The organism is Verrucomicrobiota bacterium, from assembly GCA_016871495.1.
In the GTDB taxonomy this organism is placed as follows: domain Bacteria; phylum Verrucomicrobiota; class Verrucomicrobiia; order Limisphaerales; family VHDF01; genus VHDF01.
This window is the reverse complement of the sequence record VHDF01000057.1, coordinates 12,969-30,056: the sequence shown is the minus strand read 5'-3', so window position 1 is coordinate 30,056 and position 17,088 is coordinate 12,969. Positions and strand designations below refer to the sequence as shown.

At 59.9% G+C, this 17,088-nt stretch carries 11 protein-coding genes, 1 tRNA gene and 1 pseudogene; 7 read left to right on the top strand and 6 right to left on the bottom strand.

The window, feature by feature from the left end:
• Positions 1-500 precede the first annotated feature (500 nt).
• The gene (locus FJ404_12965) at positions 501-2,249 is read right to left on the bottom strand and encodes a c-type cytochrome (GenBank protein MBM3823774.1); all 1,749 of its coding nucleotides are present in this window, start codon (positions 2,247-2,249) and stop codon (positions 501-503) included.
• A 355-nt stretch (positions 2,250-2,604) separates the two neighbouring features.
• A complete protein-coding gene (locus FJ404_12960; GenBank protein ID MBM3823773.1) occupies positions 2,605-4,803 on the bottom strand; it encodes a hypothetical protein in 2,199 nt (732 codons plus the stop codon).
• Positions 4,804-5,112: 309 nt separating this feature from the next.
• Between FJ404_12960 and FJ404_12955 the strand changes: the two genes are divergently transcribed.
• The 3 genes and pseudogenes from FJ404_12955 to FJ404_12945 all read left to right on the top strand — a co-directional run bounded on the left by FJ404_12955 (position 5,113) and on the right by FJ404_12945 (position 6,181).
• Positions 5,113-5,188, top strand: a tRNA-Lys gene (locus FJ404_12955).
• A gap of 357 nt (positions 5,189-5,545) precedes the next feature.
• Positions 5,546-5,955, top strand: a pseudogene (locus tag FJ404_12950) (type II secretion system protein).
• A 4-nt stretch (positions 5,956-5,959) separates the two neighbouring features.
• Positions 5,960-6,181 carry a hypothetical protein gene (locus FJ404_12945; GenBank protein ID MBM3823772.1) on the top strand — a complete coding sequence of 74 codons (222 nt, stop codon included), beginning with the start codon at positions 5,960-5,962 and terminating at the stop codon, positions 6,179-6,181.
• Here the strand turns inward: FJ404_12945 and FJ404_12940 are convergent.
• From FJ404_12940 to FJ404_12930, 3 genes are all read right to left on the bottom strand, one after another.
• Positions 6,178-6,819, bottom strand: coding sequence for a response regulator transcription factor (locus tag FJ404_12940; protein MBM3823771.1), 642 nt, complete (start codon positions 6,817-6,819; stop codon positions 6,178-6,180). The two genes, FJ404_12945 and FJ404_12940, sit on opposite strands and share 4 nt — an antisense overlap.
• A gap of 46 nt (positions 6,820-6,865) precedes the next feature.
• Positions 6,866-7,867 (bottom strand): PAS domain S-box protein, encoded by a 1,002-nt coding sequence (locus FJ404_12935; protein MBM3823770.1) that lies wholly within the window; start codon positions 7,865-7,867, stop codon positions 6,866-6,868.
• A 166-nt stretch (positions 7,868-8,033) separates the two neighbouring features.
• Positions 8,034-8,918, bottom strand: coding sequence for a helix-turn-helix domain-containing protein (locus tag FJ404_12930; GenBank protein MBM3823769.1), 885 nt, complete (start codon positions 8,916-8,918; stop codon positions 8,034-8,036).
• Between the two features lie 455 nt (positions 8,919-9,373).
• Here FJ404_12930 and FJ404_12925 point away from each other — a divergent pair, with 455 nt between their 5' ends.
• The gene (locus FJ404_12925) at positions 9,374-10,639 is read left to right on the top strand and encodes a DUF2088 domain-containing protein (protein ID MBM3823768.1); all 1,266 of its coding nucleotides are present in this window, start codon (positions 9,374-9,376) and stop codon (positions 10,637-10,639) included.
• 160 nt (positions 10,640-10,799) lie between these two features.
• On the opposite strand, the gene FJ404_12920 is transcribed toward FJ404_12925, so the two are convergent.
• On the bottom strand, positions 10,800-14,705 hold the full coding sequence (locus FJ404_12920) for a hypothetical protein (GenBank protein MBM3823767.1): 3,906 nt from the start codon (positions 14,703-14,705) through the stop codon (positions 10,800-10,802).
• 149 nt (positions 14,706-14,854) lie between these two features.
• Between FJ404_12920 and FJ404_12915 the strand changes: the two genes are divergently transcribed.
• The 3 genes from FJ404_12915 to FJ404_12905 all read left to right on the top strand — a co-directional run bounded on the left by FJ404_12915 (position 14,855) and on the right by FJ404_12905 (position 17,087).
• Entirely contained in the window at positions 14,855-15,307 is a 453-nt protein-coding gene (locus FJ404_12915; GenBank protein ID MBM3823766.1) for a D-tyrosyl-tRNA(Tyr) deacylase, read from the top strand.
• Between the two features lie 173 nt (positions 15,308-15,480).
• Positions 15,481-16,044: a hypothetical protein gene (locus FJ404_12910; protein MBM3823765.1), complete on the top strand. Its 564-nt coding sequence runs from the start codon at positions 15,481-15,483 to the stop codon at positions 16,042-16,044.
• A gap of 53 nt (positions 16,045-16,097) precedes the next feature.
• Positions 16,098-17,087 (top strand): MoxR family ATPase, encoded by a 990-nt coding sequence (locus FJ404_12905; GenBank protein ID MBM3823764.1) that lies wholly within the window; start codon positions 16,098-16,100, stop codon positions 17,085-17,087.
• The last annotated feature ends 1 nt before the right edge of the window (position 17,088 follow it).

The window sequence follows — 17,088 nt, the reverse complement described above, 5'->3', positions numbered from 1 at the left end:
TGAAGATCTCGAGGCCCATGCGCTCAAAATCGGCGAAGTGAGCGGGCTTGAAAGCGGCCGCCAGGAATTGCTCGAGAACTTGATCAACGAATTCATTTGACCCGGGGCTTTTCGGAAAGCTCGAGCATCAAGTTCCGCTCCCGGACTCCCCTTCCGCCCGCGCCCAGATTTCCGCGTTGGACACCGAATTTCAGGGTTTGTGCACGGCACTCGACCGATACATCGGCAATGGGGAGAAGCCGCCAGTCCAGGGATCCTCCCGACTGACTTGATGCTGAAGTTAGTCGGGAGGTTCGTCCCGTCCCAACCGCCGAAACGCAACTCAAACTCGTCCCGTCAGGAATCCTAACGGGATTCCGTGGCCGTGGGCATCGCCCATTCCGTGACCCATTGAGAAAAACACGACGAAGCACGAGGACCATCCTTGATGGATCTGGTGATGGGCGAGCGGCAGGCCCTCTGGCGCTTTGATCCGGCAACAAACAAGGTGGCTCAGCAAGTTACTGAGTCGGCAAGGAACACCCGCTGAAATCCATCCGGTAAATCGTCCCCTCAAACCCTACGGCGTAAAGTTCGCCTTCCCCATCGACACCGAACGAAACCAGGCGCTCCGGACAGGTCGCCAAATGCCGGACGACCCGCGGCTCGCCGCCTGATTCCTGCAGGCCAAAAATCATCTTGGTATTGAAATCGCCGAAAACATAAACCCCGTCAAAGGCCGGCGCCGATCGTCCGCGATAGACATATCCGCCCGTGATGGAATTTCCGTACCGCCGCCGGTAGGCCATCAGCGGAGCCACGTACGTCTCGCCGGACTTCCGGAACGCATCTGAAAACCGCTCGAATGCCTCGTAAACGTTCCATCCATGGTTTTCGCCTTTTCGAACCTTCATGACTTCCTCCATGCGATCCTGCCCCACATCCGTCGCCCAAAGCGTTCCGTCCGCCGGATCGAAGCAGAAGCGCCAGGGATTCCGAAAGCCCGACGCCCAAATCTCCGGACGCACCCCCGGCCGGCCCACAAAAGGATTGTCCGCGGGAATTCCATACTCCATTCCCGGATCCCGGCGGTCCACGTCGATGCGGCAGATTTTCCCCAGAAGCAAACCCATGTTCTGTGCGTTGCCCTGCGGATCTCGATGCGGTCCGGAATCACCCGGGCCAAAGTAAAGATATCCGTCCGGTCCGAATTCGACACAACCCCCTCCATGATCGCCCCCCGGACTGGGAACAGAAATGACGCGGCGAGGTGGTTCTCCGGAATCCTGGCGAAAATCAGCCCTCATGCGCCGCTCAACGATCGCGGTTGTAATCGTTTTGCCCTCAAAAACATGATACTTGAGATAATATTTGCGGTTCGAACGAAACTTGGGATGAAAAGCGAGTCCGAGCATTCCGTTGGGCCCCGTCTTGCTGTACGTTTCCGCCGTCAAATCAAGCCAAAGCTTCGGTGGCGCGTCACCCCGGCGCGGCTGCTCCATGAACCAAATGATACCGGTTTGATGGGTAACCAGCGCGGCGCCTTGCTCTCCGGGAATGGGCCAGTAACCTGTCAGTCCAGACTCGACTCCATCGATCTTCGGCGCCTTCAGGGGCTCTGCATAAACCGGGCGCAAGGCCACCATTCGGGCGAGTGCCGGAATGGTCCCCGGCGTCCGGCGATCGTCGGCTTGGGCTCGGGCCGGCTCGCGCAACTGCACGAGGTACTCGATCAGGTCGTTGAACTCTCGCATCGTTAAACCCGCCTGCAATGCATCCGGCATCAACGAAACGCTCGAGTTCCGCCGCTCCTTGATTTCCGCCCTCGGAATCACCACCGCCTTGCCGTCCGCTCCCATGAGCTCCACTCCCTCCTCGCTCAATCGCTTGAGAATCCCGGACACTTCCTCACCCCCGCGTGTCTCCACCACCGTCGTCCCATAACCCACCGCGATGTTGGAGGAAGGAAGCAAAACCGCCTCGATCAAATCGGGCCGCGCAAACTTGTCTCCAATCGCAAACAAGTCCGGCCCGGCCTTACCCCCGCTCCCGTCCACCGTGTGGCATTTGGCGCAACCCAGACGCCCTTCGTCGGCGAACAGAAGTCTGCCGCGTTCGGCATCGGCCTGCTGCGAAAGGGCGAACCGGCGGTAATCCTCCAAACTCCGCCCTCGCTCCGCCCCGCGCGGCGCGTCCTGCGCGTTCGCCCCTAAACCCAGCCAAACCCACCCCAGTCCAACGGCCAGCCAAGAAAGATATCGAAGGCTCAAGGCCCCGATTTCAACGCCGCTCCACCTGCGGACTCAAGGCATTTCCTTGTCCGACGGAGTGTCGGGGTGCATCCAGAGATTGTCGGTGACCGAGTTGTCGTGGTCACGCAGACAGCCCTGTCTGCTGTAGCGCAGGCTGCCCAGCCAGCGGGGCGACGAAGGGAACCAGGCGCGTGGAGAGCATGGAAGGGCCTCGTTCTTCACCTGCCGGGCCGACGGGCCGTCGGCGATACGGCAGGCTGGGCAGCCTGCGCCACACTGAAGACAACTTGGGGATGCACTGGAATTTTCGGGAGCCGCCTGAAGGCCCTGTCCAAAGCGGAAAAAAATCCACCACCATCATCGACTGGCTTGGTCAGGGATCCGCCAGTTGGTGGATCGTCCCATACATATCGTGGCTCACGCTGACGCCATCCTTGGATTGGAGTTGATAGCGGATCCGGATTTGGTCGCACGGTCGCATGTCCTTGAGTTCGATCGCAATCTCCAACCCGTCGCCGGAAACCTTGGCGGAGGTGACCTCCATGGGTTCGCGCTTCTTGAGCGTGGGATTGGAGACCGCAAACTCAGGAGAACCATATCCGCCACTATACTGGTAATTCCATCGCTCCACGCTGAAGTTCGCCGGATCGCTCGCGGAACTCGCTTCGAGAGGGGCCGAGAAACCCAACTTCACGCCCTGACGTGTGGCGGCAAAGCGCAAAGGCCAGCGAACCGGTTTGCCGGTGTAACGCACGCGATAGAAACCCCCATCCCGGGTCGCGCTGGTCTGCCATCCCTTCAAACCACAAAGATAGACCTGTCCGTCCACCGGATTGACCCGGCCTCGCATGATGCCCGTGAAAAACCTCAGCGGCAATTGCACCATGGCGCCTTGCTTGACGCCTCCGACGTCCTGCATCAGCACGTCGAATAACGTGCACCGGCCATAGGACATGAAGAGCAGGCGATCGCTCAACGGGCCCCATTTGGCCCCCGTCGTCCACAACTGGCCGCCGCTCGAATTGTCCATCTGCATCGGCAACCAAACCATGGGAGGATCGTAAGTGGACGGTGACGGGGATCCCGCGTCCCACGTCTTCAACTGATGTTGCCGCCGGGCCTGCGGATCGCTTGGATTGAGGGTCAAAGGGGTGCCGCCGCGCTCGAATCGAAGCTCCTTCTGCGCGGTGGGAACCATGCCGTAGAATCCGCCCCGCTCGACCCGGTTCAACTTGCTCGAGGGAATCCAGTGGCCTTGATTGTCGCTGACCGTGATTTCATCCCCAGGACCAATCGCCAGCCCGTTGGGAGCGCGCAATCCGCTGGCGAACACCTCCAGCGCGGAGCCGTCGGCGCGAACTTTCAGCACCGTACCTTGGTGAGGTGAAATGACCTCGGGCTCCCAGGGGGCTCCTTTGGCATAATAAAAGTTCCCGGCCCGGTCGGTTTGGAGATCCATCGAAAACTCGTGATAATTCGCGGTGACGATCGAATCGTTGTTAAAGTTCTCATAGAAATCCGCTTCCCCATCTCCGTTCAAATCGCGCAGCCGGGTGATTTGATCTCGTCCCAGAACGAACAATTCTCCCCGAATCACCTTCACTCCTAACGGCTGAAAAAGGCCCGCCGCGTAACGCCGCCACACCACGCGATTCAATCCCTCGTCAAGGCCGGACACGATCCAGACATCGCCGTGGAAAGTGCAGATCGCCGCCCGTCCATCTTCGAAGAAATCGAAGCCCCCGAAGAACATTTTTGCATGGTAAGGGTTGTGCACCGGTTCGGTGATTGTATCGATCACATACGCTTCCGAACCAGAACCGCGCGTGCCTTGGGTCACTGCAGTCTCCGGCCATCGTGGCGGACCCCCTCTCGTCCAATCTTTCACGTTGGGGATCGGGATCTCGCGCCACCGGGTCAAGGCCTCCGCATGCGTCACTTCACCGATCGCGATTTGAAAGGACTGTTGAGCCTGAATGCGGGGAAGCTTCAAGACCAGGCGCCGCTCCCGCGTGCTTTCCAATTTCGCCCCGGCGGGGATCCCCTTCCCAGCCACCATCAATGGTTTGCCTTTCATCCAGGTCACCGCGCCGAATCCGGAAGAGCCGCCAAAGTCGGATTGCGACTCTCCATCCATGCCATCCGCCACCAGCAACGTCTGCTCGGCGCTCTCGGAATCGAAATGAAAAGTTCGCACGAGCCAGCGATGGTTTTCGTGTTCGAACGCGGAGGGATGTTCCAGGACGGTGTGCTGGCCCAACCGGTACTCGAACACCACCTGGTCACCGTGAAGATAGAGCCCCCGGAAGTGCGCCCAATCCTTGGGTAACGGCCCTAATTGACGCGGACGCGGATCGTCAAAAGAACCTTGGCGAGCCCACCCGGGAGTCTGCCGGTTGGCGAAAACATAGCGGCCTTTCACCTCCGGCGGGGGCGGCCAGGCAATCTGAGACTGGGTGTCGCCAAACTCCAGGAACGCCCCAGTCCAACCCATCGCGACGCGCATGAGATCCGCATCGAAACAGAGGTGAACGTCCTTCTGGGAACCCGCCGTAACCGTCAGTCCTTTCATGGCGATGGCTCCAAATGGCGGGCGCGCGCGCAAGGTGGCTGAAAGCAAGGGACCCCGCGCCACCTCGGCGGCGACACCCTCCCCTGCCAGGACCAGCATCACCATCAGGCCAGAGAAAAAAAACCTTCCTGATAGGCCGAACCTTCGGCACGGAAAGAACGTATTCATGAAACGATGACTTGGGGCACGGGCATGCGGAATGCGGTCTTCACACTAGGTGACCGGCCCGGAGCCGAACAAGCGCCTTTTCGTTTTCAAACTCGGCATTGACAAATCCCCGCCTTGCCGGAACTCTACGCCGCCTTGGTTGCCTCGGTAGCTCAGTTGGTAGAGCAGTTGACTCTTAATCAATTGGTCCTAGGTTCGAGTCCTAGCCGGGGCACCATTCCCTTTCTGGCGCCGCGCCGCGCCGCGGCGGGTTTCCGAACCAGCCGCACTCCCCAAAATGAGAATGACTGTTTCTTTCGTCCCTGCGTGACCGACCTCCGCCGGCTCGGCCCTGTCCGTTGCAGGGGCGAAGATCTTGCTCTCTCTCACCGAAAACAGCGACGAAGCCGTTGAGGTGGATCTGCAGGGCGATCCCTCGAAACTTGAGATTGGCCTTTGACGCGCAAACTTTTGCGCCTCTCGACGCTGCTGAAACGCCGTTTTAGGGTTCAATGATTCGACGAAGTCCGACGAGCGGACTGCTTGGGCAGACCTTATAATTCCCCTTGTCGTAACCCCAACATCGGATCTCCTGATGCATCGTCCCTGCTTTCCTTCGGCATCTCGAGGCGGATTTACCTTGATTGAACTCCTCGTCGTCATCGCCATCATCGCCATTTTGGCGGGCATGCTTCTTCCCGCCTTGAGCAAGGCCAAGCTCAAAGCCCATCCATCAAATGTATGAGCAACGTCAAGCAGCTCGGCCTGGCCTGGAGCATGTACGCGCTCGATAACGACGACAAAGCCCTTGGCCCGCTTGCCACCCGCACGGCTCCGGCCTGGTGCGAAGGGGACATGGTCAACGCTTCCGACGCGACCAACGACCGCTTCATCACCAATGGTCCCACCTGGCGCTATTTGACCTCCAAGGAGATTTTTCATTGCCCGGCGGATATCGCGGGGCTTTCCCCTCGCCGGCCAGATCGTGCTGCGGAACCGCAGTGACGCCATGAACGCTTTCATCGGCGCCACCGAAACTTCCTGGGTGCTCAATCATCGCACCTATTACTCCACGATGTCCAAGCTCGGAAGCATCGGCGCGCCCGGCCCCTCGGTCACAGGCCCATGGCCAGGGCATGCTCCCTCAATGCGCCTCGCTCCAGGTCAAAATCCCGGCGCGGGAGAATTGGAATTCATGGTGGCGCGATTCCCAACCGCCGCGGAGTCCTAACCGCCCTCCTGCTCCGATTCCACCCAACGAACGGCGTGCCGCATCAGCTCGGGTCCGCTTCGGAGGCCCAGCTTCTCTTTGATGTGTCCCCGGTGAACATCCACCGTTTTGGGACTGAGATGCAGTTGTCGGGCGATGTCTTGGGTTCCCAATCCCCTCCCGATCCATTGAAATACCTCGAATTCGCGGTCGGAAAGCCTCTGAATCGGTGAGTCTGAACCACGGGGCCGCCCCCCCGTCATCTGCTCGAGCAGCCGCGCGGAGAGCCGCTCGCTCACGGCGATCTGGCCTGACAAGACGCGCCGCATCGATTCCAGGAGCTTTTCCCCGCCCGCCTCTTTCATCAAGTAACCCCGAGCGCCCGCCCGCAACACTCGCTCCGCATAAACCATCTCGTCGCGCATCGAAACCACCAGGATCCGAAGCGATGGGTTCAAGGCCAGCACATCCTTGATGAACTCGACTCCGCTCCGCCCGGGCATCGTGAGGTCCGTCAATAAAAGGTCCGGATGGCAATGCGACAACGCGGACAAAGCCTCCGCAGGTCCACTGCACTCGCAGGCGACTTCAAAGTCCTTCTGCCTCTGAATCAACTGCACGAGTCCGGCTCGCATGAGTGGATGATCGTCCACCAGCATGATGCGGCGGCGTATCGGCGGGGCGAGGAGGATGGGGTGGGTTGTTTCAAACGGAATGAGTCCACTGGCATTGGACGCAGGTTCCCTTGCCTGGAGTGCTTTGAAAGGAGAGCGAAGCGCCCATGGTAGAGGCCCGATACCGCATCATGCGCAACCCCAATCCCGGTGCGGTCTCGTGAGGGGTGGAGAACCCCGTTCCGTTGTCCTCCACGGACAGCAGCCAACCCGAGTCAAGAGAGCGAAGGCGAATCTTGATCCAGGAGGGATGCCCATGCTTCAAGGCATTGTTCACCGCTTCCTGCGCGATGCGGTAGAGATGGGTCGCGGCGGTGTCGCCGACGAGTTTGGGGGCGGATTCCCCCTCAAAGGTGAAGCGAACACGGGTGAGCGCGGTGGTGCCTTCCGCGAGCTCGCGCAAAGCAACCAACAAACCTTGATCGTCGAGTGAAATCGGCGCCAACCCGTGCGAGAGCAACCTGGTTTGGGCCACCGCTTCCCTCAGATGCACGGACAACAACTTGGCTGAAGCTTCCAAATCCGGAGCGCGGGAGCGAACGTCCTGCATCAAGCCCTGGGCAAACAGTTCCAACGCGGTCAATCGCTGGCCCAGTCCGTCGTGCAGGTCGCGTCCGATTCGACTTTGCACCCGGTCGTTCAGGCTCAAGAGCTCGTGTTCGAGCCGCTTCAACGCCGTGATGTCGGTGCGAATGGAAACGTACTGGCCAGGCTTTCCGCTCGGAAGCATGAAGGGGGAAATCGTGGTCGCGACCCAGTAGTGACTTCCGTCCTTGGCGCGGTTGCGAATCTCGCCTTTCCAAACGTTGCCCTGGGAAATGGTAGCCCACAAATTTCGAAAAAACTCTTTGGAATGGAACCCCGAATGGATGACACGATGATCCCGCCCCATCAACTCCGACTCCGAATACTTCGAGAGCTCGCAAAACTTCTCATTGACGTAGGTGATACGGCCCCGGGCATCCGTCACCGCCACGATGGCGTGAGCATCAAGAGATCGCCGCAGATATTCGACCTCGCAGACCGCGGCCATGAGCTGCTCCCGGGAATGCTCGAGGCTCAGGTTCGCCGGCGGCGAGGGCGGCTGCGGACGAAACTGATCTGGGTTTCGACGGCGCACGACCTCATGTTACTCCACCGCTTGCGTCGCGCCAGAGCGAAATCCACCCGCGCATCCCTTGGGAGGAGGCGGTGCCTTTTCAAGCGGCCTTGGGCAGCCGGTTTCGATACTCCGTCGGTGATTCCCCTGTGAGCTTCTTGAAGACGCGGTTGAAATGCGTGAGAGACTGAAATCCGACTTCGTAGGCAATCTTGCTGACCCGCAAGTTGGGGTTCAAAAGAAGATTCTTTGCCTTCTCGATGCGAACCCGCGAGACAAACTCCGTAAAATTGACCCCGGTGGCCTTGCGAAACAATTTGCAGAAGTAGAACAGGCTCGTGTGCACCGCCGCCGCAACTTGGCCAAGCGAAAGGTCCTCGGCATGATGCTCTTCGATGTATCGCTTGGCTTTGGTAATCACGGGAGGCTCGGCATTGGCCTGTTGCACCGCAATCTGATTGCTTTTCATCGAGAGATGATCGGCGAAGATCGAGAGCAATCCCGCAATCGATTCGAGTTTCTTGGGGTTTACAATGGGGGATTTGAAATAGGCCTGGCGAGCGCGGGACTTTTCGAGCTCGATTCCCAGACCTTCGGCATTGGACATCGCCCGGTCAAAGGCGGCGTCGGTGGGCTTTTGCTTCAGGACTTTTCCGGTTTGGAGAAAACCGATGGTCTCCGCGCCCAGCTTGACCGGAACCGCCAACTCCGTCAGACCGTAGGCACAGTTCATCGAGCAGGCACCGGTGGAGGCGCCTCGTGCCAACCGCTCCTGCATCTGCAGGCACTCGGCACACGAACGGCTGCGTTCGGCCACCAGAGAACAGAATGGATTCTCCTTTCGTTTGCCATGCAATGGCAGCCGCCACGTTTCCACGGGACGCAACGCGACGGGCATGCCGGTGGTTTCCGTGAACGACCGTTCGTAATCCTTGTAAATGGAGGATTCGGAAAGGGTCTCGATGAGTTTGCCATGACCATTCATTGCTCTACCTTTCTCTTTTTGAGTTCCACGAATCTTGCTTCGAACGAGAGCAATTTAGGTGGAACTCCGCTCCTTGAATATCGGGGCCAAAACCAGGATTGGCTAAGCGGTTCTCCGAAACGGCCTAGGGAATTTCCCTATTCCACACTCGAAAAGCTCGAAAGCCAGCACCCCAACGGGAGCGGTGGGGACTTCATGCGCCTAGCCCGGATAATTCATACTGAGCTTGAATCCGCGACAGTGTGCCGCGTGAGGGCACGCGGCCTACCATCGCGCCTGCCTCTGTGATTGTAGGCCCGGTGTCCTCACCGGGCCTCCCGTGCATGAAATATGCGGGCTAGGGTCAGCGGTCGGGACCGATTTGAAGGCGTCGTCAACGACACGCTCCTCCCAACCTCTTCCTGCCCCCGCATTGTGCTTGGCGGACGCTCGCTTCTCTGGCAGCAATCGAGCCCGTGAGCATCGCGCCTTTTCCTCTCGATGAACTTCGATGGTTTCGCGCGACCCAGTCTTTCCCTCGTCCCCGGCTTCAGGACCTCGAAGGGACGGTCGCAAGAGAATGGTCCAACCTTCAACCACCCCTTCCGCGCGGCGGCTCCGTGGCGATTGCGGTCGGAAGCCGTGGCATCGCTCAACTCGACTCCATGGTCAAAGCCACGGTTGACTTCCTCAAAGCCAATGGAAACTCGCCCTTCATCGTTCCCGCCATGGGGAGTCACGGAGGCGCCACCGCGGAAGGACAGGCCCAAGTCCTCGCCTCCTATGGCATCACCCCCGAGACGATGGGTTGTCCCGTCATTTCCTCCATGGACACGCATCGGCTCCAGGAGCATCCCGGGGCTCCGGCGGTGTTCATCGACCTCGCCGCATGGAAAGCGGATGGCATTGTCCTGATCAACCGGGTCAAGCCTCATACTGATTTTCACGGTCGATGGGAAAGCGGGCTGGTCAAAATGGCCGTCATCGGTCTCGGGAAGAAGAACCAAGCCAGCGAAGTTCACCGGCACGGTGTGCGGGGCTTGCGTGAACTCATTCCCGACGCCTTCCAGCAGATTCTCGGGACGGGCAAACTTTGGGCTGGGCTGGCGGTCGTGGAAAACGCTTATGACGAAACGGCCCACGTCGAAGTCCTGCCCGCCGGGCGATTCAGCTCGAGGGAATCCGAACTGCTCGAGCTGGCGCGAGGCAACATGCCCCGGTTGCCCTTCGATGATCTGGACGTGCTGATCGTGGACCGCGTGGGCAAGGACATCAGCGGTTCAGGCATGGACACGAACATCATCGGACGGATCCGAATCAGCGGAGAAGTCGAACCCGAAGCCCCGCGCATTCGTTCCATCATGGTGAGCCGGCTCACCGAGGCCACGCACGGCAATGCTACCGGGCTGGGATTGGCTGATGTGATCACGCAGGGACTGTTCGACGAAATTGATTTCGTCACCACCTACGCCAACATCGTCACCAGCGGCTTTCTCGAAAGGGGCAAGATTCCAGTGGTGGCCAAAAACGATCGGGAAGCCCTGGAAATCGCCCTTCGCGCAGCCGTTCCTTTTTCCTCGGAAACAGCCACGATCATCCGGATTCGGGACACGCTCCATTGCCACGAGATGATGGTCTCCGCCGCCGCGGCTCAGCGCATGCAGGACCTGTCTCTCGGAAGCGTTCAGGAAAACAGCCTTCCTTTGTTCGACCCGGCGGGGAGTCTGTGTCCTTGGACCTGATGAGCCGCGCGCGCACGCGACCCGGAGTCGCCATCACCTTGACTTTCGGTTCGCGCCTTTCGCGTCTCGACGCGGCTGCATTGCCGTTTCCAGCAAGAAAACTACTCCGGGCCGGTGTGCGGAACGGCGAGTAACTTGAGCATCAATTGGGTCCGGAGGATTAAAGGATTCTGGTCGCGCGATAAACTCGGGATGGGGTCGGGGTCGGGACATCCAAGAAGAACAGGCCCGTGCCGGAATTCACCACGGCTACCGGCAGCCAAGTGCGCCCCTCGTCGTCGCTGGATTCGACGAGGTAAGTTCGAAAACTCGCGCCATAAAAGGTGACGATGGACTCGGTCGAGTTCTGAGGGGCGATGCTCACCGGGTACAACTCGTCCGGGGTCAATCCAAGCAAACCCGTCAGACCGATCGGCTTGAGCGAAAGGATCCCGGGGGGCGCGCTATCCACGGACTCGATCGTGGAACCGATCGCGATCGGTGCCACCACGTGCAAGGTGGCCTTGCCGTCCGGCCCGATCAGATAGCAACTCGGAGGCGGCGGGAAAATTTCGATGCAAACCGCGGGTTCGAGGGTCACGATGATGGACCTCGAGAGCTGGCCGAAACTGGCACCCTTCGGCACCACGCTTTGCCGGACCTTGCTCTCCCCTTTGGGGAACGTGATCTTGCCGCTCAGTTTCTCGTAATGCACGCCTGGGTCGGCGGTGCCCGACACTTGGTAGAGAACATCCACCGGCACACTTAAATCCCCGGATCGCGTGAATACAAAATGTCCGCTCCGATCGCCCAGGATGGAGATCACCTCCGGTTCCGGAAACACATTGACGAGGGTGCGCTTCACAGCGTCGGCGCCATTCTCCACAATCCAGAGCGTCGCCGATGACTTTTCTCCCAAGCGGTACGCGGAATCCACCGCGGGGGATCCGGAGGAGGTTCCGGGCATTAACGAGAGAGTCACACTCTCCTTGCCCTCAAGTGCCTTGTCGGGCACGGGATCAATCTTCACCACCACCGAGGACTCGCCCGGTGGGATGCTGGCCGTCTCTGGAACGGCTTTGAAATCGATGCCGGCCGTGGCGGTTCCTCGAATCGTGTATCGCACGACCAAGGGAAGCTTGCCCGTTCCTGAACGGGAAATCTTGAACCCTCCCGCTCCCTGCTCCCCGGATTCGAGCAGCGTCTCTTGCAACGCTTCAACCTGAACCACCGTGACGCTTCCGATATTGAGGGTGATGGCGGACGAGGTCGTCGAGCTGCCCCGATCGTCGAAGGCTTTGGCCGACAAAACGTGAGCGCCCGGAGCCGTGATCATGACGGACAACTCGAATTCGGCGAGTTCACCGGGCCGGGGCTTGGTGACAAAAACGCGACTTTCCTGGGCCGCCAGTTTCCCGTCGAGCCAGAGTTCGACCTTCGGTATATAGCCGTCCGCATCGGCCGCTTGCACCTTCACCTTCACCGTTCCGGCAGGGTGCGTCGAACCGGAGGCCGGAGAAACGATATCCACCTTCGGCGGGCGATTGCCCTCGTTCGGATCCACCATCGTCACCACCACCGGCTCCGATTCCGTTTTCGCTCCCCGGTTATCCACGGCCATGGCCACGATCTTGTGCTCGCCCTTCCGGGATAAACTCCACAACAAAGAGTAAGGAGCCTTCGGAACGACGGCGACGAGTTCGCCCTGGATGAAATACCTCACTTCTGCCACTGAACCGTCGGGATCCGATGCCTTCACCGTGAAGGAAATGGGTTCGCCCAGCTCGAACTTTCCGCCTGACTTGGGACTCAGAATTTCCACCGCCGGAGGCTTGTTTCCGTCGCCCACCGCAATCGCAATTTCGGGTGATTCCACCGTCTTGCCGTTCGCCAGAGAGAGCACCGCGCGAAGGCGGTATTTTCCAGCCGCCTTGGGTTTCCATTCCACCGAGTAAGGTGAAGTCGAATCGACTTTGAGTGACTCCTCGGATTTTCCGTCCAGACGGGCCAGAAATTGAACCGATTTCACCTCCACTCCCTTGACCTCGACTTTGGCAGCAACCGGAACGACTTGGCCCAGGGAGTAATTCGCTCCGTTCTTGGGAGAGGTCAGCGCAATGGCGGCGCTGATCGGTTGCGGTTTGACGTCCACCGTGACCGGCGCGGACGGATACTCTTTCCCGCCCGGAGTCCTGGCGATGGCGAGCAGGGTGTAAACGCCTTCGGATTCCGGCTTCCACGTGGTCGAATAGGGCGAGCGAGTGTCGGTCTTCAACACCACGTCCTTTTGGCCGGAGCGTTTGAGGAGGAACTGAACGCTCGCGACTTCGGCGGGGCGCCCTTCCCCGGCAGGCTTGGCCGTGGCCGCGACCTCGATCGTCTCTCCCACCGTCGCCGTGGTGCGCGGCTTCGGCGAGGTGATCTGCGTGACAAGTCCTCCCTCGAAAACGACGACCACGATCGAAACCGGGCGAGAGTACAGCACTCCTCCCTCAACGCCTCGAAGCACCGCATGCAAGGTGTGGCTGCCGTTCCTCAGGCCCTTCAACTCGAACGGTATCGACCAAACGCGGGACCGGGATGCAACCACTTTGGCGGGACTGAGGTTCAGAGCCTTCTCACCATCAAGGTACAACTCAACGACCTGGAGCGCCGCCACCGGCGAGGCCGTCGAACGTATCACCACATCTCCGCCTATCGTCTCCGATCGAAAAAGCGAATTCGAAGCCGGCTCGATCAAGACTTCCGAAATCTGGCTGAATGCCACCAGGGGAACCACCCGAATACGCGCGGATCGGGGCAACATTCCGATCCCCACCACGCCACGCGAATCCACGGACTTGACGAGCACTTCGTAAAGTCCATAAGGGACCCCTTTGGCCGTCAATTGCACTCGAGTTTGAGATGGAGGATTCTCAACCACGGCGGCGGATTTCCCGTTCAAAAGAAGCTCGACCCGTTTGACTGAGCTTCCCCGCGCGGCCCCCGAAATGGAGACGTTGAACAACAAGTCCGCTGGACCGTCCGAGCGAACTTGAATCACACCGTCCGGACCCGGCAGGACCGATTCGCGCGAGACCAGGCTGACGATGAGTTCGGGCGGGCGCTCCGGGAAGTAGACTTCGAAGGGAACTTCCTCCGACACACTCGTATTTCCCTGGTTGTCCATCGCTCGAACCCGAACCGTGTAGCGGCCCGCGGCCTCAGGCCGGAATGCCCCCGAGTATTGGTCCTTCACGGTGAGGTTCGCCTGGGGCAATATCACCTGATCGCCCACGAGAAATTCCACTTTCACGATGGTTCCGTCGGGATCCGAAACACGAGCACTCAGTCCCACCAAACCATCCCCGGCCAACAGAAGCTCCCCGGGTACAGGAGCGGTCACGGCGACCACGGGAGCTTTGCCTGCGTTCACGGTCAAAACCACCGGAAGTGAAGTCGCGCTGGCTCCATCGGCATCGACAGCCCGGGCTTGAACCGCGTGGCGTCCGGCGGGGATTTCCTTCCACAAGAACTCGAAGGGCGCACGCTCATCGGTTCCAATGACCTTTCCACCAGCCAAAAACTCCACTCTCGCCACCCCTTCGCGATCGGTCGCGGTTGCTTTCAATAGATACTCGCGGCTGGTGATGGAGAGCGCTTTGTCCGGCGCGGTCAAGTTCACCAAGGGAATGGAGTTAGGTCCGGTCAAGGTGACCGTGACCGGTTCACTGGTGCCGCGACGGCCCTCCCGGTCGATGGCGCCGGCATGGACAATGAGTTTGACGGGGAAGGTCGTGAAGGACCGCACATTCCAGGAGGTCTCGAAGTAAGTCTTGCGGGCGTCGTCCGGCAGCACCGGAACCGAAACGACCGGCTCTCCATTGATGTAAAAGACCACGGCCTTCAAGCGGTTCTCAGGATCACTCGCGTCCGCCCCAAGCTTCAGGACGGAGGGCGAGCGCAAGGACAATCCGTCCACCGGAGACTTGAGCACGACTTTAGGCGGAAGATTATCCAGCGCATCCAGGGCCCAACTTTGAGCACCGGAGCAAAGGAGAGCGGCGAAGAGGAGTCCCCGAAACGAGCAAGACAGGAAGGGTTTCATGAAAAGAAAGACTTCGAGCAGCACGGATGCCACATTGGCGGCCACTATCCAGTGCCAATATCTCCCAGCCACGCTAGGGGAGCAATGAGTCTTTAGTGGCACAGAATTCAAGGCTCGACAGCCGGCCCAAGTCACTCTACCCAAACCACATGCGCGTTGTGATCCAGCGGGTGTCCGAATCCTCCGTCTTCATCGACGGCAAGGTCCACGCCCGCATCGATCGCGGTCTTCTCGTCCTGGTGGGAATTGAAACGGGGGACACGGAAGCGGATCTCCCCTGGATCTGCGGGAAAATCGCGCGGCTGCGTGTTTTTCCCGACGCGGAGGGCGTGATGAATCTGAATGTGGCGGAGGTCAGCGGGGAGTTGATGGTGGTCAGCCAATTCACCCTCCACGCCAGCACACACAAAGGGAACCGGCCTTCCTACACGCGGGCGGCGCATCCGGACCTCGCCCTCCCCCTTTACCAACGATTCGTGGAGGCCTTGGGCCGCGAAAGCGCCCGGCCGGTTCAGTCGGGCGTGTTCGGGGCGGACATGAAGATCCACCTCGTCAACGACGGCCCCGTCACCCTCATCATGGACTCCAGACTCAGGGAATAGACGGGCATTGGTCCGCCGACTTGCGGCGCGGCGACGAGGCGTCGCACTTCAAGGTTTGAGGACGATTTCCGCGCCCTCGGTTCGTTCATGAACTTCAGGTGGATGAGGAGTGGCTTAATAACGGACGGATTGCCGTTTGACTTTCGTTATCGACGCTCGAATAGACTGGCAGCATGAACAGAAACTTGATTCGCCAGAGGGTCAACGGTGATTCCAGCCCGTTCGTCTTCCGCCTCAGCGATGGCACCCGTGTCTCCGTGGTCCATCCCGATTTCGTGGCGGTGTCGCCGGGGCAGGTACTGGTGATCTCCAAGGACGAGTCCGTCACGCGAATCGACCCGTTGCATATCGTGGCGATCGAGGAAGCCCCCCCCGAAAAGGCGAACCAACGGAAAATCCGGGCCTTGAAACGAGCGCGCTCCTCCTGCCATGAACTCAATGCGCTACTGGTTAGCAGCGCGGGGATGAAGGATTCTCGATCCATGGTTTTGGGCCGACGCCCACATGAGCGTTCCCCGTGCAACCCGAAGTTGTCTGTCGTGTGGCGCAGGCTGCCGTACCGCCGACAGCCCGTCGACCCGGCGGGTGAAGAACGAGGCCCTTCCATGCTCTCCACGTGCCTGGTTCCCTTCGTCGCCCCGCAGGCTGGGCAGCCTGCGCCACAGCAGACAGGGCTGTCTGCGTTACCACGACAACCCGGTCACCGAAAACCTCTGGATGCACCGGAGCGTTCCTGACCGGACAGCATTTGCTGGCACAACGCGGGAGGTGCGATTACATTCCGCCGCTCATGAATACCGGTATTAGCGCCATCAACGCGGAAGTGCAGACCGCCAGCGCCTTCGTGCAGCCTTTGCTGGCAGAACTGAACCAGGTCGTGATCGGACAGAAGTATTTGATCGAGCGTTTGCTCATCGGGCTCTTGTCCAACGGACACGTCCTGCTCGAGGGCGTCCCCGGCCTCGCCAAAACCCTTTCCGTCAAATCGCTCGCGAGCTGCATCCACGCCAAGTTCTCCCGATTGCAGTTCACCCCGGATATGCTCCCGGCCGACATCCTGGGCACGCAAATCTACACACCCCAGGCAGGCGGGTTCACCACCCGGAAAGGTCCGATCTTCGCGAACTTCGTGCTGGCGGACGAAATCAATCGGGCGCCCGCCAAAGTCCAGAGCGCGCTCCTGGAAGCCATGCAGGAAAAGCAGGTCACCTTGGGCGAAACCACGTATCCGCTCGAAGAACCTTTCCTGGTTCTGGCGACGCAAAACCCCATCGAGCAAGAAGGCACGTATCCCCTGCCCGAAGCCCAGGTCGATCGTTTCATGTTGAAACTCCGCATCGGTTATCCCAGCCGGGCCGAGGAGAGGCAGATCCTGGATTTGATGGCCAGGACCTCGGGGCTGCCCTCCACGCGCCGCATCATCGAGCCCGCTCAGATTTTGCATGCCCGGCAAGTGCTCAACGACATTTACATCGACGACAAAGTGAAGGACTACATCGTCGATTTAGTTTGCGCCACCCGCGAACCGGAGTCCTATCGGATCGACTTGAAGGGATTGATCCAGATGGGCGCCTCACCGCGCGCGACCATCGCCCTGACCCTGGCCGGCAAAGCGCACGCCTTCCTCAAAGCCCGCGGCTATGTCACCCCGCAGGATATCAAGAGCGTGGCCATGGACGTCCTGCGGCACCGGGTCAGCATCACCTACGAAGCGGAGGCCGAGGAGAAAACCGGCGAGACCATCGTGCAGAAGATCCTGGACGAACTGCCTGTTCCTTGAG

Excerpts from the sequence above, each read along its gene's own strand:
- FJ404_12915 (MBM3823766.1), top strand. The coding sequence starts at position 14,855 with ATGCGCGTTGTGATCCAGCGGGTGTCCGAATCCTCCGTCTTCATCGAC.
- FJ404_12945 (MBM3823772.1), top strand. The coding sequence starts at position 5,960 with ATGAACGCTTTCATCGGCGCCACCGAAACTTCCTGGGTGCTCAATCAT.
- FJ404_12935 (MBM3823770.1), bottom strand. The coding sequence starts at position 7,867 with ATGGCCGCGGTCTGCGAGGTCGAATATCTGCGGCGATCTCTTGATGCT.
- FJ404_12930 (MBM3823769.1), bottom strand. The coding sequence starts at position 8,918 with ATGAATGGTCATGGCAAACTCATCGAGACCCTTTCCGAATCCTCCATT.
- FJ404_12960 (MBM3823773.1), bottom strand. The coding sequence starts at position 4,803 with ATGAAAGGACTGACGGTTACGGCGGGTTCCCAGAAGGACGTTCACCTC.
- FJ404_12940 (MBM3823771.1), bottom strand. The coding sequence starts at position 6,819 with ATGCTGGTGGACGATCATCCACTCATGCGAGCCGGACTCGTGCAGTTG.
- FJ404_12905 (MBM3823764.1), top strand. The coding sequence starts at position 16,098 with ATGAATACCGGTATTAGCGCCATCAACGCGGAAGTGCAGACCGCCAGC.
- FJ404_12910 (MBM3823765.1), top strand. The coding sequence starts at position 15,481 with ATGAACAGAAACTTGATTCGCCAGAGGGTCAACGGTGATTCCAGCCCG.
- FJ404_12920 (MBM3823767.1), bottom strand. The coding sequence starts at position 14,705 with ATGAAACCCTTCCTGTCTTGCTCGTTTCGGGGACTCCTCTTCGCCGCT.